This is a genomic window from Clostridium massiliamazoniense (assembly GCF_001403635.1).
In the GTDB taxonomy this organism is placed as follows: Bacteria; Bacillota; Clostridia; order Clostridiales; family Clostridiaceae; genus Sarcina; species Sarcina massiliamazoniense.
This window is the reverse complement of sequence record NZ_LN879467.1, coordinates 50,567-72,855: the sequence shown is the minus strand read 5'-3', so window position 1 is coordinate 72,855 and position 22,289 is coordinate 50,567. Positions and strand designations below refer to the sequence as shown.

Here is a 22,289-nt window from a genome sequence, read left to right as displayed (position 1 = left end):
GTTATCATTTAAAGTAGTTCCTTAATAACACACTCTACTAAATCCCAACTTTCTTTTAATTGAACTATATCTATAAAAAGATCCTTATTTAAAATATACTCTTTAAAAGTATTAAATTTAAATATTCCTTTTTTACTCTTTAATAATTCTTCTAAAAAAGCCTCATCCTCTAAAGTTAACTTTTCTTTATGTTTTAAATCTAATATTATACTTTTTAAATTTTCTATTAAATCTAACTCTCCCTCTTCTCTTTTTAAGTCTAAATTATTTTTTTCAACATAATTCAGTACTATTTTTTCTAAAAACATTCTAAATAAAACTTCCACTGAATTAGAATATCTCTTTATATCCAATGTTTTAAGCTCTTTATATAAGGAATCTATTGACTTATCTACTATTCTTATATTGAAATCACTTGGTATAAGATATCTTCTTTTATTTCTATTACTTTTTGATGTAGTTAAAACTATATCTTTATTTTTTATTTGACTTCTTAACTTTTCCATTTTTTCCTCTTTTGCTATTCCATCTATAATATTAAAATCTTTTAATGTCATTTGCTCAGTATCCCGTTCTATACAGTTATCTTCCTTTGCATCAGTAATAGTTAAGGAACTAACTTCCCCCTCTCCATTATTATAAGAAGGTAATTGATTTCCTAAAAAACCTTCTATATAGGTTAATCTATTTTCTTTAGTTGAAATACTTCTTCCTTTAAATACCCCATTTAAAATATCATAAAGTATTTTACTTAATCCTTTAGATAATTCTTTTTCAGGAACTATTCTATAAAACTTTTTATTTTTAAGCCTTAAACCTATAGTCTCTCTAACATGAGGATCATCTAATAATCTTGATAGCTGACTTACTTTTACATCATCTAACTGCATTTTCAAATTTTCATCATAATACTTAGATTCCCTTACATAATCTAATATTCCATATATTCTATTTATTTTACTATTTTCATTAATGAAATTTTCCTTTCGTTCTTTACTCCATTTAAGAACTCCAACTCCAGAATTGTCTCCAGTATGTCTTATTTTAATCCATCTATTTGCTTCTAATCGACTATCAAATAAAATAGCATTAATTCCTTTTATCTCCCTAGTTGAATTCTTACTTAATATTACAGAAAGTTTATTTGCAAATTTACTATCTATATCTGCATATAAATCTAAATCATTTATTAATTTAATGGCAGTAACACGTCTATTTCCTTCTAAAACAATATAATTTTCTCCTTCTTCTACAACTATAATCAATTCTGAAGGGTTAACTCCATTTTCTGCTATATCTTCTATAAGATTTAAAAGTTTTTCTTGTTGCCTTAATATTATATTTTTTATAGCATCATATTCACATTCTACCCATTGGTATCTTGGATTTTCCTTATTTATTATTAGCTTTTCTATATCAACATTAATAAACTTATACCCCATAATAAAACCCCTAACTAATATTATATTCTTTATATTATATATAATACCAAATATTGGTAATTAATAGTATATATTTTTTAATTTTTTTATGTTTTTCTTTATATTAACAAAAAACACTCTTTAATTAAGGATAAATTTATTCGATCACTTAGCAATTTGTAATAATTTAATCTTCTATAACTTAGAGATATTTCACTAAAGTTTAATCAAAGTCAAAACTCCCCCTGAATTAAATCTCCCTTTATCCCCCTCCTATTAAAATCTTTAATGACAAAAAAATAGATTATATCAATACAACAAGATATAACCCATCAATTATAATTCACTATATTATTTACTTTTCAATATAACTCACCATTTCTTCCGTATATTTTACTTCTTTGTCTATATTATCTCTAAACCTATTTAAAATCTTTTTCCCTTCCTCATAGGCTAAATCATATTCTTCTCTCGTAATTTCCTTGTTATTCAAAGCTTCTAAAAGCTCATCCTCATCTAATAAAATCATAGAACCATCCCTAAATATAACAACATCTAAAAATAAATCATCATAATAGGGCATTCCATTTTCCTCTGTACCCTGATTTTTTAATATATCAACATACCATTCTGTTAAATATTTATTTTCATCATATATGGCTATAACAGAATACTTTTCCCCTTTAGGTAACCATTGAACCCATTTATGTCCATCCTTCAATACACATCTATCTTTTCCACATATATTAACTATAGTAGTTTTTTCTACTTTTTTTAAATCTAATATTGAAACATAGCCAGTGAAAAATTCATCATTTCTATATTTTATAATTACTTCTTTTTCTAAAATTGTTTTCACTTCATCCCTATTAAGCCACTTTCTTTTTATCATAATAAGACCTCCTTGTCCTCTTTAGTTATTCTATTTAAAAATAGACGTAAAATCTAATCCTAAAAGTTTAGATTCTACGCCTTTATCTATTATTTATATAAATCATCTTCTAATATTTTTTTCACTATTAAACCAATATTAACTTCTCTTGTATCCATATTAACATCTATAATTCTATCTGGAAATGTTACTTCTACACACTCTATAGGATTACCATTTTCATCATTTGTTATAACATCCCAAGTTATAATAGAATCCATAATTTCTTTTTTAGTAGCCATAAAGAAATCCTCCAATTCATAAATATATTATTACTTATTATATTATTAAATTCTACAAATTTCAAATTTTCCTTACAATTTTATCAATTAACTAGTAGCTCATAAGTTTCTATTACACTACATAGCTAATACTTTTAATAAAAAATAAAAATTACCAAATAAAATAGTCTTCTCTAGTGCTTTTTATAGATTTTAAAAAATAAACATATAGTATAAAATTAACTATATTTTACAAATATATATTGAATAATATAAGGCTATTGCTTGATAAAGACCAAGTTACCTTTTATTTACTTTCAATTAAAACCAAGTTTATATTTACTAAATATAATTAAATTTAAAATATTAAATGCATTGATATTAATTATTTGGGGGACAAAATGAAAAATAAAAATGTAATTATAATAACCTTATCTACCTTAGTGATTTTAGGTATTTTAGCTACAATTGCTAATCAACAAACATTTAGTAAAAAAAAGAAGCCATCTAATCCAACTGAAGCAACTACTACTGACGTAAAAGAAGAGGAAAAGGAAATTAAACTTACTCCAGAACAATTAAAAGAAATGGAAATTGAAGCTGTAAAAAATTCTATTTCTGATAACATAGGTAATTATGGAAATAATATAGCTGTTTATTATGAAAATCTACAAACTGGTACAACCTACTCCTTAAATGATGAAAAATATTTTAAAGGGGCTAGTGTTCGTAAATTAGGTAATGTAATGAGCATTGCTGATTTAATCCATGAAGGTAAACTAAGTAAAGATAAACTTATAAGCTATAATCCTAATACCGATTATGAAGAAGGTACTGGGATATTACAAAATCAAAAAAAAATAAATCCTATTACAGTTGAAAAAGCTATTGAATTATCTATGACTCATTCTGATAACATTGCTGCTAGAATGCTCGGAAAAATTGGAGGATATGCAGGACCTTATTATGAAAAAATAACTGGGAAAGCAGCTGCAAATGGAACTTTAACAGCTAATCAAGTTGGTGTACTATTAAAAAGACTTTATGATAATCCTGATAATAACCCAATTTACGAAGATATTATAAAACATTTAAAGAATACTATTTTTCATGATAGATTAGATAAATATTTACCTTATGATAAAGTAGCTCATAAAATAGGAACAAACTTTGGTTATTATCATGATGCTGGTATAATTTATGGCGATAACATTAATTATATATTAGTTATATTAACTAAAAATATAGGTGATACTCCTATTACTAATGGAGAAAAAAAAGAAGTTATTTTAAAAGATAACTCTAATGCTGCTTGTGAAATCATAGCAAAAATTTCAAATGATATATATTCAAAATTAAATTCTATATATAAATAATATTCTTTATATTGCATCCACACTTGATAACTTTTGATTATATTCTTAAAGTTTTTAAATTTATCTAATAGCTAGAAGCTATAATATATTCCTATCTTCTATAAATAGGAGATAAACATCCTCTCGCTTATAAATAACTTTGACTAAGTATTCAGATGGAGTCAAAATTCCACCTGAATTAAGTCTAAGTTTATATAAAAATTATTACTTTACACTATTTACTAATTGTTTTAATCTATTTTCATAAGCATTTAGTAATCTTTCTTCCACTTTAATTAATTCATCACTTCCTATATTCCTTCTTATGCCCTCTCCAACCTTTGCTTCTTTAATATAAAAGAATATAAATCTTAAGTAAGGTCTATTTGCTAAAATATCTCTATTATTATAATACTTAACTAAATCATTTATTAATTCTATTGTGAAACCAGCTCTTATTTGACCGACTATATATCCATATACTTGAATTTCACAATATACAATAATCTTCTTGTATACTTCTAGTAGTTCATCTACAATAATTACTCCATGAATTTTCCCTATATAAAATCTTATTATTTCTAAAATAATTACATTTATCATAGGATTTATATTAACTCTATAATCTTTGTAATAACTTAATATGAAATCTTTAAACATCATAGCAATTCCATAATCCTCTATTACATATTTACTATCTGAAACATTAGGAAGTATTTTTATTATATTCTTACAAAATTTAAGCAATTCTATATCATCATAAATCTCATTATACCCTTCAATACAAACTTCTAAATATAATTTTATTAAATTTATGTCTTCATCATTATACAAATATTTAATAGATCCTCTTGATGTTAATATCTTAAGTATGCTAAAAGGAACTAATCTTTCTAGTATTGGTATCCGCTCTAAAATAAATTCTTCTTCCAAATCCTTTGAATCTAAATTTATAAATTCATTTATATATAATTTATCTAATAGTTTAAACCTTTTCATATATTCTTGCATAACTCTATGATGACATCCATAAAGTAAGTCTAAATCACTTAAAGTATCCTCTTTTAGATATAATATTTGAAATATTCTTCTTTTCATTTAATTCATCTCCCAAAAATATATATTTATATTATTTACCTTTAATAATAAAATATTCTTTTTTCCATTAAAAACGGAGATGTATTAAAATTTCTTAACTAGCTTAACTCTTCTATGACTAGTATCTGTTTAACTCCATTCTATATCTGAAGTTAAACAGGCACATGTCCATAAATAACTTTCATTAAAATTCAGATTTAGTTACTACTCTATCTGAATTAAGTCTCAGTTTATTTATAAGTATGTTATACCAATTTACCAATGCCCTGTTTTTTTCTTTCTTCAAAAACTGCTGCGATTATGTAAATTGTCAATGCTACTCCACTTAACACCAATGTAAAATTATTTGAAAAACTTTTATTAGTATAAGGAATAATAAATAAAATTCCTGTTGCTATCAATGCCAATATTTTTATACTTTTCCACTTAACAAATTTCATTATTACCACCTTATTTTAATTCTTTGCTACCAGCTTATTGTTGTTTTATTTTCCTCTCTATGCTCTTCTAATAGATATCCTTCTTCTATTAAATAGTCTCTAACTTCCTCTATAGGAATAAAATCAACCTTTATAGCTCTTTCTAAATCAACATTATTAAAAAGTTCTAATATTCTTTTAAACTGCTCATCTATAATATCTTTTCTACGATTATAATATCGTTCAGTCATTTGTTTTGCAGATGGAATTATTTTTCTAAATTTTCTTAGTTCATTGACAATAATTTCTTCATTTATTTGATTTCCATCTTCTTGATGTTCTTCTTCATTCTCATTTAGTTCTAAATATTCTATTTCTTCTTCCTCTTCCTTAACTTCACAATATAAAAATGGAATAATAAATAATAATATATCTACTTTTCTATAAAAATCACTATTTTCTTCTAAGATTAAAGTATCTGAATCATAATTACTAATTAGTTCATATCCTCTATAACTCTTATGTTCCTTTACTCCTTCAAGTATTCTCTCACTATTTAATTCTATTTTATCTTTTATATCACTTGTCATTTCCCTAATTATTTCTTTGGTTATATAATACAGATTTTCTTTTTTTCTTAGTGCTAAAGATAAAATTGTTGACTTAACTAAAGCTCTTTCCTCTTTAGTTAATCCATCTTCTCTTGACTCAATTAACTCTTCAGCCATATATGAAAAAACTTTATATCTAGCTTTTTTAAATTTTTCTATATAAAATTCTTCTTTGCATAAAGAGTCTAATTCTTCAACTGTAATATTAATTAAACTATATGTATCTATTTGTTCTATAACATTATTTAAGGAATTTAATAAATTACTTACTAAATCATGTCTTCTATACTTAAGTATATCTTCTATACTCTTATCTAAATCAATTTGATTTTTCTTTAAGATATATAATAGATTTACAATATTATCATTTTCTAAAACAAGTAATTTAGACATTTTTTCGAAGAGATTTTCATCTGAATTACTCACAATTCTATATATTAATAAAAACTTTAATATATTCATTTCCTCTTCTTTTACCCTTAAAACTACATCACTATGATCTATAGTTTTCAATGAAAAGTCAACATATCCATAACTACTTTCATCATGTCTACTATATAATAATTCTAATTCTCCATTTTCACTTTCAATTCTATTAAGTATATCATTTATCATTTGAATATCACTCCTAAATTAAGTAAATTTCATCTTGTCTTGTTAATTATACTATTTCTAGGTGGTTTAATAAAGTTTATTCTTAAAGTAAAATTTATTATTTTTTTTTCTTTGTTAATAAATATCTAATAACTATTTATTATACTTAATTTAGTGAAATTTAAATAAAGGGGGAATTAGTATTTTAAATATAAATAAAAAAACGACCAATATACTAAACTTAATACTTATTATAAGTTCTACAATTATAATATTTGCTGGTTACTTTTTTTTAAACAACGGAAAATCCATGTTAAGAACTGATAATTATACAAATTATGTTGGTAAAGTAACTAGAATAATAGATACAGAAAAAACTAGTGAAGGCATGACTTCTACTAGCGTAAGTGTAAAAATACTCAATAAAGATTTAAAAGGACAAGAAGTCGTTGCCTCTCAACTATCTGGGGGTATTCCTGGATATGAGGAAAATACAATAAATGTTGGAGATAAATTCGTAGTTCACAAGACTGAAGATAGTATCTTTTTAGGGGATCACTATCGAATTAATGGATTATTTTTTTTAATAGCTTTATTTTTTATAGGTCTATTAGTTTTAGGTAAAATTAATGGACTAAAAACTATTATTTCTTTAACAATAACTTGTGGTTCTATCTTTATGTTATTTATTCCATCTATTTTTGCTGGATACAATATTTATATTACATCTATTTTAACAGCAATTTTTATAATAATTACTACCTTACCACTTGTAAGTGGATATACTAAAAAATCTCTTGCTGCTGCAATAGGATGTATAGGTGGTGTACTTGTAGTTTCATTAATAACATTATTAATGAATAAGGTACTTAATTTAACAGGACTTTCTAGCCAAGATAGTATTCTACTTTTGAATACAAGTGCTGCTATGAACTTACCTTCATTTGATTTAAAAGCACTTACCTTTGCAGCTATTATATTAGGAGCATTAGGTGCCACTATGGACGTTGCTATTTCTATTGCTTCTTCCTTATTTGAATTTTGTAAGGAAGTAAAGGATGTTACCTTTAAAAAATCTCTTACATCTGGACTTACTATTGGAAAAGATATAATGGGAACCATGACTAATACACTTATTTTAGCTTATATAGGTTCTTCTTTAACAACTATCTTATTACTTTTAATGTATGGTGGAAATTTTTCCGAAATAATTTCCAAAGAAATTATTTCAACAGAGCTTTTACAATCCCTTGCTGGAAGTATTGGAATGCTTTTAACAATACCTATTACAGCTGTAATTGCTAGCTATTTATACATAAAAGTAAAAAAAGTAAAAAGTGATAGAGAAATTTTAAATAATTAATAAAAGAGGATGTATCAAATTACAGATACATCCTCTCTGCCTTTTATCTAGCTATATAGGTTCACCATTTGTTATATTACCAATCTACACCTATTGAATAATCTCCATCATTTTCTTCTAATACTACATCATATCCCTTTTCTTTTAATACATTAACAATACCGCTTTGGTTGATAATTTCTAAAGGACTATGTTCTTCATCCTCATCATGATGGATATATTCTCCTAGGTCATTTAAATAAGTTGTTATAGCCTCTGCTATTGTATCATGTGACTCACATTTTCCTTCTGCTATTAATGAATCTATATCTTTAACATTAGGTAAATTGTTAATTCCTGCTTTTATTTCATCTATACTTGCCATAAAAATGCTCCTTTTCTAGTGCTAATTTTAATCTTATTATACCCAAAATTCTCCCTCTTTACTACATTAATACTATTATTTTAAACATTCTTCTTCACAAACACAAATCTTTTCAAGTCTTTCTCTTAATTTTATTTCCTTCTTCTCACTAACCATTACATTAATTGTATCTCCAGCCATAATAATATCATCACCATTAGGTATTAAACTTTCTCCCTCTCTCTCTATTGATACTACTAAAGCATGTTCTACTAAGTTTATTTCCTTCAGTTTCTTTCCAACTATTGATGAACCCATTTCTACTATATAAGAAATTATTAAATCTTTGCTACTTTCATTTGGAATTCTAGTTTGATTATGATATCTCATATTAAATAATGATTCATAAATAGGTTCATTTTTTAATAATTCAGCTGTTAAATATGCTATTCCACATACTAAAGCTATAGCTCCAAATTCTGTAAATGATCCACTCATTTCACAAACTAAAATTAATCCTGTAATTGGAGCTCTTACTATTGATGCAAACATTGCTGCCATAGCAAATAAAACAAAATTAATCATATAAACAGGGTCTACCCCACAATATCTTATTGATATATTTCCAAAAATAACACCTATTAATGAGCCTAAAGTTAATAAAGGAAATAATATTCCTCCTGGTGTAGATGAACAGAAACTAATCATTGAAAATGCAAACTTAGCTATTAAAAGAACTATAGCAATTTTTAATGCCATTCCTGTAACTAATATGCTATTTATTAAAGAACATCCTCCCCCTAAAACTTGGGGAAAACATATTCCAAAGAACATAGCACAAACAAAAGGTATCATCATTCTATATTTTACTGATATTTTTAGTTTACTATATAGTCCCATTGTTTTAACTAATGTTATATTGTATATAACTCCTGCAAACCCCATTATAATTCCTAAAACTATAAGATATGGATAATCCCTTGCAGGCATAGGTTTTAATATACGTCCAAATAATATTGGTTGTTGTCCAAAAAATGCCCAAGTTACCATATCTGATGATACAGATGCAGCTATTGCAGAAACAAATAAAATAGGAGTAAATTTTTTATGTACTTCCTCCAAAACAAACATTACTCCAGCAAATGGAGCATTAAAAGCTGCTGCAAGACCTGCACCGGCACCACTTGAAATTAAAAATCTTTTTTCTATCTTTAACCTTTTTGTTATTCCACCATATAAATCTGCTACTGTAGCTCCGAGTTGAATTGATGGTCCTTCTATTCCTAATGACAATCCAGATCCTATGGCTATAACACCACCAACAAACTTATAAATTAAAACCTTTACTGGTGATGGTTCCTTAAAATGCCCTGTAAGTATACCTTCTATTTGAGGAATTCCACTACCACTTATCATTGATTCATCTTTTACAAAACTACCTACAATGTAACTCATTAGCATTAAAACTAATATTCCAAAAATTATATAAAATTTATTTTCCCCTAAAAACCTATATATTTCATAGGTATGCTTCATTACATGATCTAACACCACCCTATATATTGATATAAGAACTCCTGCTGCAATACCTATTAAAATACTTTGAAAGACTATTCTAAGTTTTATTTCATTTAACATTTCATACATTTTCGAAAGTTTACTTTTCATTTTTGTCCTCCTAAATATTTATATATATTAATCCCACTCACCTCTCATTTTTTAACATAGTTAAACAATATCGCCATAAGAAAATATTAACATATTTCTTCTAAAATGGTATTATAGCTCTTTTATCAATTTATACAATCATAAGATATTTTTTAAATTATTTACATAAAAAAAAGTTATGTCACTTAATTCAACATTATTAAATGACATAACTTATAAATAAATAAATTTATTTACTTACTTCTGCTTTTTTCTCTTTATTTATTTTAAGCATAATACTTATAGCTGTACACATAGCTATAACACAAAGTATTGCTGATAAGAAATTTACAATATTCATTGAACTTACGAATACAGCTCCTTTTCCTGGAATAAATCCTTTTACTGTATAGCCTAATTTATGACTCATCAATTCATATAGAAGAGATGTTCCAAATGTTATACCACATATCATACCTAAGTTTCTAACTAATCCATTAACACTTCCTGCAATACCTAATTTATTTGGTTTAACTGATGACATAACAATTGTATTCATTGGTGCTTGTGTTAAACCATTTCCAACTCCTGCTATTGCTAAATAAATAAGTATTAAATATATATGAGTATGTACTGAAATAGTGCTTAATAAAAAGAATCCTATAGCACATAATAATAGCCCTATAACAGGTAATTTATCTCTTCTAATAAATTCTGCTAAATTTCCACTTAAAGGTGCTACTATTGAAATCATTATAGGGAATACCATCATAAGTAATCCACTCACCCCTGGAGATATACCTCTAACTTCTTCATAGTAGAATGGTAATAATATTGTATAAGCACTTATTGCGGTAAATACTAAGAATGATGTTGTTACTCCTTTAGAAAATCTATGATTTTTGAATATAGAAAAATCTAACATAGGTGATTTAATTTTTCTTTGACTTATTACAAATAATATAAATACAATTAATGAAATTATATAACCTATAACAATTTTTTCATTACCATAACCATAAATACTACCTTCAGTAATAGATAATATTAAAGCGACTACAGTTATTAAAAATAAAGCTGCTCCAATGAAATCTAGTTTTTCATCCTTATTATGTCTTACTTCAACAGAAGGAAGTACTTTATATGCTAATATTATAGCAACAATACCAATTGGAATATTTATAAGAAATATATATTCCCAAGCAAATTGAGATATTATTCCACCTAAAGCTGGTCCAATCATAGTTCCTAAAGCAACTACTAAACCAGATATTCCAAGTGCCTTACCTCTTTCATTACCTTCAAAGATAGATGTTATTATTCCCTGGCTTGCAGACATAGTACATGCTGCTCCTAATCCTTGAATAGCTCTTGAGATTATTAAAAATACTATATTATGTGATAATCCGCAAAGTAATGATCCTAATGTAAAAATTATAATGCCTGTTCTAAAAACTTTTGTTTTTCCCTTTAAGTCACCTAATCTACCAAAGGTTAAAATCAATCCAGATATAACTAAAAGATATGTTGTAACAGTCCATTGTACACTTGACATTGAAACATTTAAATCTTTAGATATAACTGGTAATGCTACATTGACTATGCTTGCATCAAGACAACACATAAATGTAACTAATACTACACTAAATAGAATTAACCATCTTCTTTTAAAAATTTCTTCTTTTGTATTCATTAGCTTGTCCTTTCTTTATATATAAGAATATAATCTTATTTTTCATAAAATAATATGTATTTCTTATTAGTAAAATAGTTGTATAAAATCAACTATTTTATTATAGTCTATTACTTCATCAAAATCAATTTTAAAGTTTATTAATTTACTCATATATAATTCAAAATTTAACATTTTTCTTTTATATACTCACCTAAGCTTAAATTCATTAATAATTATAAAAAATGGTCATATTAGATTTAATAAAATATTATCTAATACAACCATATTATTAATTATTTATACTCAGCCCCAGCATTTACTTTAGTAACTTGTACTGCTACCATATTTCCTGAGCCTCCATTTACTATTTCATGCCACTCTCCGGCTTTAACCATAACTGTAGAACCTTCTTTTACTTCTTTTTCCACATCTCCAACAGTCATTTTACCTTCGCCTTTTAAAAATATAAATACTTGCTCTCCATGAGGATGTCTATGAGTTTTTAAAACTTGATTTTCTTTAAAATAATATACATCAGATGTTATGTCTTCTCCTGTAAAAACTGATATTTTTGGAACAATATCTTCATTGTAATTTACTAAATTTTCATCAAATAAATTTTTTATTATTTCATTCATTTCAATTTCTCCTTTGTTTTGTCTTACTTTATTTAATGTTATTTTTTACAGCAAACTCTGTGAATTCTTGAATTTTATTTTTGGCTAACATAAAAACTTCTTTAGCCTCTGTAGCTTTTTCTTCAGTTATAGTATCAAGGTATTTCCCATCAATTGATGCATAATCTACTCTTCCTTTACTATCAGTTCCTACTATAATTGGCACTGTATTTAATTTCAAAAATTTAACATTGAATAAAAAATCCTCTGTTTTTGCATTAATTTCATTTAAAACATATTTTTCACCTGTAATATTGAAAAAGTTATTAGTTTTAGATTTCACTTCTAAATATTCATCTTTACTTAATTGAATTACTTCTAAAATATCATTTTTCAAATAAAAATACCTCCTTTAAATTTAGTTATGAAAATATAAAATATAATTACTATAGTAAAAACTTATCTTTTATAAATTCATCACTAAATAAACTCTCTACTTAGTATCTCTATTTTGATGTTTAATATTCATTGTTTCTCCTTCTTATTATGCTAAATTTTATAGCTATTGATAGGTTTATAATAAAAAAACTGATAATTAAAAAATGTCTCATCTAGACTTTCTTTAATCATCAGTATAATTCACTATATTAATAAAAATTATTCATTATATAAACGTAGACTTAATTCAGGTGGAGTTTTGACTCCATCTGAATGCTTAGTTGTAGTTATCTAGAAGCGTGAGGCTGTTTATCTCCTACTTAAGTGACTATCTAAATCTTGATTTAGTTATAGGAACTTACTCAGCGAGCAATGCGAGTCGAGTTTCCTATAAAAGATAGGAGTATTACAGCCTCTAGCTATCAGATAAACTTTTTAATAACTCAATTTCTTTAGCATATCCATCAAGTTCATTTGGTGTTTCTAAGAAAAATGGAATTCCTTTTAACTTAGGATGATTTATTATTCTAGTTATAGCTTCTATTCCTATATAACCTTCTCCAATCTTCTCATGTCTATCCTTATGACTTTTATAAGGATTTTTGCTGTCATTTAAATGTATAGCCTTTAATCTCTCTAAACCTATTACTCTATCAAACTCTTCTAATACACCATCTAAATCATTAACTATATCATAACCAGCATCATAAACATGACAAGTATCTAAACATACTCCCATATGATCTTTTAGTTCTACCTTACTTATTATTTCTGCTATTTCTTCAAAAGTTCTTCCTACTTCTGTTCCTTTTCCAGCCATAGTTTCTAAAAGAATTGTTGTTGTTTGTTCTGGTTTAATTACTTCATTAAGCATTTGAACAATATATTCTATTCCAACATCCACTCCTTGTTTAACATGACTTCCTGGATGAAAATTATATAAATTATTAGGTAAATACTCCATTCTTACTAAATCATCCATCATCATCTCTTTAGCAAAGTTTCTTGTATTTTCATCAGCAGAACAAGCATTTAAAGTATATGGTGCATGTGCTAATAATTTTGCAAAATTATTTTTTTCCATTAATTCCTTTAAAGCATCTATATCTTTTTGTACTATAGCTTTTGCTTTGCCCCCTCTTGGATTACGAGTAAAAAATTGAAATGTATTTCCATTTATAGAAATTGCCTCTTTCCCCATATTTTCAAACCCCTTTGTTGTTGATAAATGACATCCTATATTTAACATATCTTATCCTCCATATGATTATCTATACAAACTATTATATAATAATTATTATTCTATTTTTTATCCTAAATAAATAATACTATATTACTAGGATTTAATCAATTAATAAAAAACCTTATACTAATTTCCAAAAAACTAGTATAAAGCTTTCTAATTTTAATAATTTAAATTTTATTTGAATTAAGTCATAGCTTATAAATAAGCTAATATTGATAGAGTTTTACAGTCTATTATTTCGCCCTCTTTAATCATCTTTTTTAATTCATCCATTGTCACTAAAATATTCTCTGTAAATTCATCCTCATCTGTATGTTTTTCGCCTTTTGTTAATCCTGTTGCCTTATATAAATGTATAATTTCATTGCAAAAACCTGGTGCTGTTGCTATTTTCCCTAAATACTCAATATTTTTAGCCTTATAACCAGTTTCCTCTTCAAGTTCCCTTTTTGCACATATTTCTGGTGCTTCTCCTTTATCTAACTTTCCTGCTGGAATTTCTAATGTTTCACTTTCTATGGCTTTTCTATATTGTTTTACTAAAAGAATTTTTCCATCATCTAAAATTGGTAATATAGCTGCTGCTCCTGGATGTTCTATTAAATTCCTCTTACTTCTTGAGCCATCTGGAAGTTCAACCTCTAATAAATTCCATGTTAAAAAATTATCCTTACATAGTAATTCTTTTTTTATAGTTCTTTCTTTAAAATCCATCAATAATCTTCCTTTCTTTTTCTAAAATTCAGCTATTAACTTAGAAATCTCATCCTCTGATATGTATCTCCACTTACCATATTCAAGGTCATCTAATATAATATTTATTATTCTAATTCTTTCTAATTTAACAACGTTATATCCAAAAACCTTACTCATTCTTCTTATTTGTCTATTTAAACCCTGTGTTAATATTATGGAATATGTTCTCTCATCTATTCTTTTTAACTTACAAGGCTTTGTTATACGCCCTAATATTTCAACACCCTTTTCCATATTTTCTATGAAATCATCTGTGAACTCCTTGTCTAAAGTAACTATATATTCCTTTTCATGATTGTTTTCAGCCTCTAGTACTTTATTAGCTAATTCACCATCATTAGTAAGTATAATCAATCCCTGTGAATCCTTGTCCAACCTCCCAATAGGAAATACATATTGATTTAAACCTAAATATTGAATTATATTATTATCTTTCATTTCTGAAGCTGTACAAACTATCCCTCTTGGTTTATTTAAAGCAATATATATTTTTTCTTTTTCTTCTATTTCCTTCCCATCTAATAATATAATATCACTTAATTCTACCCATTGCCCTGCTATACACTTCTCACCATTTACAGTTATTCTTCCTTCTTCAATTAACTTATTAGTTTCTTTTCTAGAACAGATTCCATAATTACTAAAAAGTTTATTTATTCTCATTAACTTTAGTACTTCCTTTCATTTTTCAATAAGTATATTTTAAAATAGTATACTATATTTTACAACTTCTCTTACTTTTTATATAAGTTTCAACAGCTCTAAAGCATCTTCAACGTAACTTGTAATATTATCACCCTTTTCTTCACTAATCTGTTCTATTTTATTTATTTCATAATTTGTATATATAATTTTTTCCTCTAAAATAAATTTATTAGTTGATTCTACTAAATTGGAAATATTAATAATATTTTTTCTTAAATCTATATTGGTATAGTATAATCTTTCCCCTATAAATTTTAACTCTTCTTCACTCTCTAATATTCTATTTAGCTCGTCTAAAGTATTATTTATTTTTGAATTAACATCTTTTAATTGTTGTAATGTTGTTAAAACCTTTGAATAATTAAATTCACATAAATTCATAATATCTCCCCTTAAAATTAGGCTACATTAAATTTCACAAGTTTTTTCCTGTAATCCTTAATATAGCCTAACTCTTACCTATTAAATTATTTTCTACCGAATAATGAAAATTTCTTTTTTTCTATTAATTCCATTTCATGAGCATTATCATCTATTACTTCCATAAGATCATCTATTACTTCTAATTTTTCCTTAGGTACTTTACTTCTTATAAGTGTTTTAATATCTTCAATACATCCTTCCTCTTCACCTATAATATTGCTTTTCTCCTTTATATTATCTTCTACAGCATCAAGTATTTGCCACTTAAACATCTTAGCGCTTGCTCCCATAGAAAATGTTTCAATTCCAGATATAGCTCCTATTTTTTCAGAAGTTGTAATAATACATTTAGCTTTTTTAAACTTTTCTAAAGTTTCAATTTTTATTATTATAGACCTATCATCACTTATATCCTCTCTGTATATATAAAACTTTTCTTTATGGAAAAAATAAAAATTCCTATTTCTCATATATGTTCTCCTTGTCATTACTTTAATTATCTTTAACAATTTAAATTTTAATTTTCATTGCATAATTAATGACCATATAACATATTTAACATAACTCCCATAAATTTATTATACTTAAAACTATCTTCATTTAAAAGCTTATTTATTGTTAACTGTTACAAAAAAAAGCCATATGAATTAAGTTTTATTGAGTTACACTCAAAACATACTTAAAACATAAAGCTTAATAATTATTAGTTATTAATCTCTACTTTTTCTGTTATATCCCTTATTGCTTTAGTTGGACATTTTTTTGTACATAGCTTACAATTTACACAAAGAGAATAATCAACCTTTGCTAAATTGTTATTTACACTTATAGCTCCCTTAGGACAAGCTTTTTCACAAATCTTACAGCCTATACAGCCTGCTGAACAATTACTTCTTACAACTTTTCCATTATCTTTTGAATTACATGCTACTCTAACTTTTTTCATTACTGGAACAGATTCTATTAATCCTTTTGGACAAATATTTATACATGCACCACAATTAGTACATTTATCTCTATCAACCTTAGCTATTCCATCAATTATGTTTATAGCACCAAATTCACATACTTTAACACAACTAGCTAATCCTAAACATCCATAAGTACAAGCTTTACCACCTTTATTTTGTAAAGCTGCTACTTCTAAACAAGTTGTAATTCCCTCATAAACAAAGTTTTCCTTTGCCTTATCACAAGTTCCATTACACTTTACAAAAGCAGTCATTTTTTCTCCTACTTCTAATGATACTCCTAAAACTTCTCCTATTTTTTCTGCTACATCTGCACCACCAACTGAACATAAAGTTGCCTTTGCTCCATCCATTACAACTGCTTCAGCATAAGCATCACATCCTGCATATCCACATCCTCCACAATTTGCTCCTGGAAGATATTCTCTTAATTTAGGTATCCTTTCATCAACTTTAACTTCAAACTTTTTTGATGCAAATCCAAGTAAAACACCAAATATTAACCCTAATACTCCTAAACTTAATGCTGCATATACAATAGCCATAGTAATTCCCCCTTTATTAATGAATTAATCCTTGGAATCCTAAGAATGCAATAGACATTAATCCAGCTGTGAATAATGTTATTGGTAACCCTCTAAAAACCGTAGGTATATTTTCATTATTGTCAATTTTTTCTCTTATAAAAGCAAGTAATACTATGGATAACATATATCCCGCTGCCGCACCAATACCATTTACTACTGATTGTAAAAGCGTATATCCTTCTTGAATATTTAAAACTGTCATTCCTAAAACTGCACAGTTAGTAGTGATAAGCGGTAAAAATATTCCAAGAGCTTTATGTAAAGCTGGACTAATTTTTTTCATAGCCATTTCAACAAACTGTACTAAAGCTGCAATAACAAGAACATTAGCTATAGTGGAAAGATATTCTAAATTAAATCTTACAAGTATTTGATTGTATACTAAAAATGACATTACTGATGCTAATATCATTACAAAAGTAACTGCAAACCCCATTCCAATTGCTGCATCCTTCTTCTTAGAAACTCCAAGGAATGAACATATTCCTAGGAACTTAGAAAGAACAAAGTTATTAACGAGCATTGCACTAATAAATATAATAAATAGTTCCATTGTTTTTCCCCCTTAACTTCCTATTTTTTTAGTTCTATTCCTTTTGGTTCTAAATCACTATTTTTAGAATTAACACTACATGTAGTTGATGAACATCCACTACATCCTCCACCACAATTATCTTTTATAGGTTTTTTATTTTTTCTTAAACTAATTGCATTTAATATAGTCATAAGAATTCCTAAAGTAAAGAATGCTCCTGGTGCAAGTATCATTATAGATGCAGGCTTATAAGCTGCTGGCATTACTTGAATACCTAAAATTGTTCCTGCTCCTAATACTTCTCTAAAAGAACCAATTAAAAATAATGCAACTGTGAATCCAAGTCCCATTCCTATAGCATCAAATATTGACGGTAATACTGGATTTTTAGAAGCATAAGCTTCAGCTCTACCAAGTATCACACAGTTAACAACTATTAGTGGTATGAATATTCCAAGAGACTTATAAAGACTTGGAACATAACCTTGCATAAGCATTTCTAATATTGTTACAAAGGAAGCTATAACAACTATATATGCTGGTATTCTTATTTTATCTGGTACAATTTTTCTTATTGCTGATATTATCATATTTGAAAATATTAAAACTACTGTGGATGCTATACCCATTCCAACTGCATTTTCAGCACTTGTAGTTACAGCCAATGTAGGACACATAGCTAAAACTTGAACAAATATAGGGTTTTCTTTTATAATACCGTTTTTTAATCTCTCTATTAATTTACTCATTTTTAACACCTCCTACCATGAGCCTTCACTAGCACCAGTTGTAGCATCTTGCTCTGGAATATTTTCAACTTCTTCACCTTTTATATTTTCTTTATAAAAATTTATAGTATCGTTTATTGCTGTTCCGATAGCCTTAGATGATACAGTAGCACCTGATATCCCATCTACTTCATTTTCTTTGCTTGGTGTTGTTTTTACTATTTCTACAAGCTCATTTATAGGTAAGTCTGTAAACTTACTTCTAAAGCTTTCTTCCTCTATTCTAGCTCCAAGCCCCGGTGTCTCAGAATGTGATGAAACTTTCATTCCAGTTACTTTATCCTCTGATGATACTGCTACAAATAAATCAACAGGACCATGGAAACCTTTTGTTGTAACTTTAAACACATATCCAATTTCATTTTCCCCAGATTTCGCCTTATAAGCTTCTTTAATAGGACCTTCTTCACTCAACTTAATATCCGTATCTTCTATAGCTGTTGCCTTTGGCATTATAACAGCTAAATCCTCTTTGTTTATTTTAGAATTTTCAAGTATGGCTTCTTTAGTTAATTCATTAGTTACTCCTAAAAGAACTCCTGCTGTTAATGTTATTCCTAGAAGTATTCCCCCAAGCTTTAAATTCTCTTTCATTACTTAGTAACCCCCTTTTTATATTTCTTAGTAGTTAAATATTCTATAAGAGGTGTTGTTAAATTCATTATAATAATTGCATAATAAGGTCCTTCTGGATTATATCCCTTAACTGCAATTATGGCAGCTAGTAACCCTGCTAAAGCACCAAAAATAACTTGTCCCATTCTCGTCATAGGTGTTGTAGCATAATCTGTTGATAAAAAAACTGCTGAAAAATAAAATGCTCCAGGAAGCAATAAATCTTTTCCCCAATAAGAACATAAAACTGTTGCTACCAATATAAAAGCTATAGGTGCTCTAAAATTAATTCTTCCTCTTATTAACAGGTACAAAGCTCCTATAAGAATTGCTAAAACTGAAACTTCCCCTATATTTCCTGAACTTTGTCCTATAAACTTTTCTAATAAGCTTACTTCTACTACTTCTACTGAAGCAGAAGTTACAGTATCTACTACTGGTTTTGCCATTACAGCTGCCCATGATGCTATTAAAAAAGCTTTAGTTGCAGCAGCAGGTTCCATGAAGTTTTGACCATAACCCCCAAATAATTGTTTTACTACTATAATTCCAAATATACTACCTATAGCAACTATCCAAATTGGTAGATGAGTTGGTAAAATCAATCCTAATATTAATCCATTAACTATTGGACTTAAATCTGTTAAGTATGTTGTTTTCTTAACAAGTTTATTCCATATGACCTCTGCAACTAAACTACTAATTATGGAAACTAAAACTATTTTTATAGCTGCTTGTCCATAAAAATAAACTCCTGCAAAAAATGCTGGAATTAATGCTATAATAAAATCTAAAATAATTGCATTAATATTACTTCCTTTTCTTATGTAAGGTGCTGGTGATAAAGCAAAATTCCCCTTAGACAAGTTCTTCACTCCTTACCTCTTCATTATTTGATTTTTTGGTATAATTCTTTTTAGCTGTACATATCTTATGACTTAATTCTATATTAGCTGGGCATATATAAGTACATAATCCACATTCTATACAGTTTTCTCCACCAAATTTTATAAATTCTTCCTCATTATTCACTTTCCATAACTCAATGATCTTTATTAGATTTAATCCTTTAGGGCATATTCTTAAGCATTTAGAACATCTTATACAAGGACTTTCTCTTCTTCTCTTTTCTTCCCCTACACTTAGAAAAAGAAGACTTCTATCCTTTTCTATTATTTCATCATCTAAAGATACTTTTTGATATCCCTTTATTACTCCTCCAGAAACTATTTTTCCTAATTTATTTTCATTACCATTAAATTCGTTAAATACTTCCCTTACTTTGGTTCCTATTTTAACTTTAGCTATTTTATTAGCATTAACAGCTTCTCCAAATACAGTTATATATACATAATCACGCTGTTTTTCTTTAATAAATACTTCTCCTAGATAAACTATATCTAATAGGTCCAAAATTAAAACCTCAGAAATATTTTTAAAGTGAAAGTACTCCTTTACAAAAGCTACTTTATCAAATTCTATAATTTCTTTACTAGGTGCTTTAAAATCAATTTCATTAACTTTATTCTTACTTGCAACTTTAATATCAGCATTAGGATTCATTATCCTTAGAATTTTAATTCCCATCTTTATTTCTTCAGTTTTATCTTTTAAAAAATCATAAATATCTAAATTGCTTTCATAACTAAAAGCTTTTATTAAAAGTTTATCCTCACTAAACCCGTAATAAGCTTCATTATGTAATTTAAACTTATTTAAATAATCTACAATATCTTCTTTTTTTACATTTAAATTATTCTCTTCTTTTTTAACCTCCTCAAAATCCCCAATAATTATTGGCTCAAGCCCATTTAATTTAAACTTTTCTTTTAACCCCTTATCACTATTAAAAAGGTTCATTATATACATTTAATCCCTCCTTATACATTTTTATATTTTATTTCAAATTCATTCTAACATCACTAAAAAGAATTAAACAATAGATTATTTATTTGTTAATAATCTTTTTTTATTTTTTTATATTTATTAATATTTATTGGTAATTAATTCTTTATTTTATAAATAAGTTATATTTTTATAATAATTTTTTCTTTGTATTAATATCTGCATTTATAGTAAATTACATTTTTATTATTATCTTACTTAAGTTGAGAGTTAATGCTTTTTAATATCTTTTAGATTTTTTTCTAATTTTCTCATTTCTATCTACTAATAATTTATATAATAATGATACTATTATAGATATTGTTTCTCTCCATCTTATGAAAGATTGAAATATTGCTAATGAGATAAATATAATTTCACTTATATACCACTGTTTAACATAAATATCAATTAGTTATTATTTCAAAGTTATTTGAAATAATAAAGAGGATGTATCTGTAATTCGATACATCCTCTTTTTTTATTCTTCTTAAATAATTTTAATCCTCAATAGCTATAGCAGCTACTGGACATTTTGTTTCTATATCTAAAGCTAATTCTAAAACATCCTCTGGTATTTCACCTTCAATTGGAAATGACTTTTCATCCTCTCCAACCATTTTTATTGTAAATACCTTAGGGCATGTACTTGCACAAAATTCACATCCTATACAAACTTCTCTATCTACAGTTGCTCTCATTAAAAGTTCCTCCTAAAATTTATGTTTAACTAATTCAGAAATAAGATTCCTGAACCTTTACTCGAATCTATTAAGATTTTAAATCTTACTACACTAGTATGCTTTAATTTCAATATAATTTCAAGTATTATTTCTATTAAACATAATTTTTAACTTTGTTTCTTTTCAGCATCACTATTTTTTTATTATACTCATCTCCCCAAATTACCTTATTATCTTGATTTTTAGCCATAATTATATTTATTCCATATTTTTCATTTAACTTGCCAAACCTATCAAGGACTTCTATATAATCTTCATCATTATTTATAGCCTCAATTTTTTCATTTCTTCTTCTCTTCATTA

26 protein-coding genes are annotated in these 22,289 nt (G+C 26.5%); 2 read left to right on the top strand and 24 right to left on the bottom strand.

The genetic code is table 11. The annotated features are described in order from the left end of the window. Positions 1-8: 8 nt before the first annotated feature. The 3 genes from ARA19_RS04305 to ARA19_RS04295 form a co-directional block, all read right to left on the bottom strand. Positions 9-1,442 carry a ParB/Srx family N-terminal domain-containing protein gene (locus ARA19_RS04305; protein WP_055069735.1) on the bottom strand — a complete coding sequence of 478 codons (1,434 nt, stop codon included), beginning with the start codon at positions 1,440-1,442 and terminating at the stop codon, positions 9-11. A gap of 334 nt (positions 1,443-1,776) precedes the next feature. Further along, a complete protein-coding gene (locus ARA19_RS04300; protein ID WP_055069734.1) occupies positions 1,777-2,313 on the bottom strand; it encodes a ribonuclease FAU-1 family protein in 537 nt (178 codons plus the stop codon). Positions 2,314-2,402: 89 nt separating this feature from the next. Then, positions 2,403-2,594 (bottom strand): hypothetical protein, encoded by a 192-nt coding sequence (locus ARA19_RS04295; protein ID WP_055069733.1) that lies wholly within the window; start codon positions 2,592-2,594, stop codon positions 2,403-2,405. A gap of 380 nt (positions 2,595-2,974) precedes the next feature. Between ARA19_RS04295 and ARA19_RS04290 the strand changes: the two genes are divergently transcribed. Then, positions 2,975-3,949 carry a serine hydrolase gene (locus ARA19_RS04290; RefSeq protein WP_055069732.1) on the top strand — a complete coding sequence of 325 codons (975 nt, stop codon included), beginning with the start codon at positions 2,975-2,977 and terminating at the stop codon, positions 3,947-3,949. 204 nt (positions 3,950-4,153) lie between these two features. Here ARA19_RS04290 and ARA19_RS04285 read toward each other — a convergent pair whose 3' ends face one another. The 3 genes from ARA19_RS04285 to ARA19_RS04275 all read right to left on the bottom strand — a co-directional run bounded on the left by ARA19_RS04285 (position 4,154) and on the right by ARA19_RS04275 (position 6,671). After that, positions 4,154-5,026 (bottom strand): hypothetical protein, encoded by an 873-nt coding sequence (locus ARA19_RS04285; RefSeq protein ID WP_055069731.1) that lies wholly within the window; start codon positions 5,024-5,026, stop codon positions 4,154-4,156. 245 nt (positions 5,027-5,271) lie between these two features. After that, the gene (locus tag ARA19_RS04280) at positions 5,272-5,466 is read right to left on the bottom strand and encodes a hypothetical protein (protein ID WP_055069730.1); all 195 of its coding nucleotides are present in this window, start codon (positions 5,464-5,466) and stop codon (positions 5,272-5,274) included. A gap of 26 nt (positions 5,467-5,492) precedes the next feature. Beyond that, positions 5,493-6,671 (bottom strand): hypothetical protein, encoded by a 1,179-nt coding sequence (locus tag ARA19_RS04275; protein WP_055069729.1) that lies wholly within the window; start codon positions 6,669-6,671, stop codon positions 5,493-5,495. 289 nt (positions 6,672-6,960) lie between these two features. Between ARA19_RS04275 and ARA19_RS04270 the strand changes: the two genes are divergently transcribed. Further along, entirely contained in the window at positions 6,961-8,013 is a 1,053-nt protein-coding gene (locus ARA19_RS04270) for a YibE/F family protein (RefSeq protein ID WP_055069728.1), read from the top strand. A 76-nt stretch (positions 8,014-8,089) separates the two neighbouring features. On the opposite strand, the gene ARA19_RS04265 is transcribed toward ARA19_RS04270, so the two are convergent. From ARA19_RS04265 to ARA19_RS04180, 18 genes are all read right to left on the bottom strand, one after another. After that, a complete protein-coding gene (locus ARA19_RS04265; RefSeq protein WP_055069727.1) occupies positions 8,090-8,377 on the bottom strand; it encodes a hypothetical protein in 288 nt (95 codons plus the stop codon). A gap of 75 nt (positions 8,378-8,452) precedes the next feature. Continuing rightward, complete coding sequence (locus ARA19_RS04260; protein ID WP_055069726.1) at positions 8,453-10,024, bottom strand: ClC family H(+)/Cl(-) exchange transporter; 1,572 nt, start codon at positions 10,022-10,024, stop codon at positions 8,453-8,455. Between the two features lie 229 nt (positions 10,025-10,253). Further along, the gene (locus ARA19_RS04255) at positions 10,254-11,696 is read right to left on the bottom strand and encodes an MFS transporter (RefSeq protein WP_055069725.1); all 1,443 of its coding nucleotides are present in this window, start codon (positions 11,694-11,696) and stop codon (positions 10,254-10,256) included. A 275-nt stretch (positions 11,697-11,971) separates the two neighbouring features. After that, positions 11,972-12,316: a cupin domain-containing protein gene (locus tag ARA19_RS04250; protein ID WP_055069724.1), complete on the bottom strand. Its 345-nt coding sequence runs from the start codon at positions 12,314-12,316 to the stop codon at positions 11,972-11,974. 28 nt (positions 12,317-12,344) lie between these two features. Then, on the bottom strand, positions 12,345-12,692 hold the full coding sequence (locus ARA19_RS04245) for a hypothetical protein (RefSeq protein WP_055069723.1): 348 nt from the start codon (positions 12,690-12,692) through the stop codon (positions 12,345-12,347). A gap of 456 nt (positions 12,693-13,148) precedes the next feature. Then, entirely contained in the window at positions 13,149-13,982 is an 834-nt protein-coding gene (locus tag ARA19_RS04240; protein ID WP_055069722.1) for a deoxyribonuclease IV, read from the bottom strand. A 192-nt stretch (positions 13,983-14,174) separates the two neighbouring features. Next, on the bottom strand, positions 14,175-14,693 hold the full coding sequence (locus ARA19_RS04235; RefSeq protein ID WP_055069721.1) for an NUDIX hydrolase: 519 nt from the start codon (positions 14,691-14,693) through the stop codon (positions 14,175-14,177). 21 nt (positions 14,694-14,714) lie between these two features. Further along, complete coding sequence (locus tag ARA19_RS04230; RefSeq protein WP_055069720.1) at positions 14,715-15,398, bottom strand: pseudouridine synthase; 684 nt, start codon at positions 15,396-15,398, stop codon at positions 14,715-14,717. Between the two features lie 78 nt (positions 15,399-15,476). Continuing rightward, positions 15,477-15,821, bottom strand: coding sequence for a hypothetical protein (locus ARA19_RS04225; protein WP_055069719.1), 345 nt, complete (start codon positions 15,819-15,821; stop codon positions 15,477-15,479). 86 nt (positions 15,822-15,907) lie between these two features. Further along, the gene (locus ARA19_RS04220) at positions 15,908-16,333 is read right to left on the bottom strand and encodes a hypothetical protein (RefSeq protein WP_055069718.1); all 426 of its coding nucleotides are present in this window, start codon (positions 16,331-16,333) and stop codon (positions 15,908-15,910) included. Positions 16,334-16,566: 233 nt separating this feature from the next. Then, entirely contained in the window at positions 16,567-17,379 is an 813-nt protein-coding gene (locus tag ARA19_RS04215) for an RnfABCDGE type electron transport complex subunit B (protein WP_055069717.1), read from the bottom strand. Between the two features lie 16 nt (positions 17,380-17,395). Next, positions 17,396-17,974, bottom strand: coding sequence for an electron transport complex protein RnfA (locus ARA19_RS04210; protein WP_055069716.1), 579 nt, complete (start codon positions 17,972-17,974; stop codon positions 17,396-17,398). 20 nt (positions 17,975-17,994) lie between these two features. Beyond that, the gene (locus ARA19_RS04205) at positions 17,995-18,705 is read right to left on the bottom strand and encodes an RnfABCDGE type electron transport complex subunit E (RefSeq protein ID WP_055069715.1); all 711 of its coding nucleotides are present in this window, start codon (positions 18,703-18,705) and stop codon (positions 17,995-17,997) included. A gap of 12 nt (positions 18,706-18,717) precedes the next feature. After that, positions 18,718-19,338 carry an RnfABCDGE type electron transport complex subunit G gene (locus ARA19_RS04200; protein ID WP_055069714.1) on the bottom strand — a complete coding sequence of 207 codons (621 nt, stop codon included), beginning with the start codon at positions 19,336-19,338 and terminating at the stop codon, positions 18,718-18,720. Next, a complete protein-coding gene (locus ARA19_RS04195; protein WP_055069713.1) occupies positions 19,338-20,225 on the bottom strand; it encodes an RnfABCDGE type electron transport complex subunit D in 888 nt (295 codons plus the stop codon). Before ARA19_RS04195 ends, ARA19_RS04200 begins: the two co-directional genes overlap by 1 nt. Next, on the bottom strand, positions 20,218-21,228 hold the full coding sequence (locus ARA19_RS04190) for a 4Fe-4S dicluster domain-containing protein (protein WP_055069712.1): 1,011 nt from the start codon (positions 21,226-21,228) through the stop codon (positions 20,218-20,220). The genes ARA19_RS04195 and ARA19_RS04190 overlap by 8 nt, the downstream gene beginning before the upstream one ends. A 515-nt stretch (positions 21,229-21,743) precedes the next feature. Further along, the gene (locus tag ARA19_RS04185; RefSeq protein WP_055069711.1) at positions 21,744-21,944 is read right to left on the bottom strand and encodes a ferredoxin; all 201 of its coding nucleotides are present in this window, start codon (positions 21,942-21,944) and stop codon (positions 21,744-21,746) included. 136 nt (positions 21,945-22,080) lie between these two features. Beyond that, the gene (locus tag ARA19_RS04180; protein WP_055069710.1) at positions 22,081-22,287 is read right to left on the bottom strand and encodes a hypothetical protein; all 207 of its coding nucleotides are present in this window, start codon (positions 22,285-22,287) and stop codon (positions 22,081-22,083) included. Between the last annotated feature and the right edge of the window lie 2 nt (positions 22,288-22,289).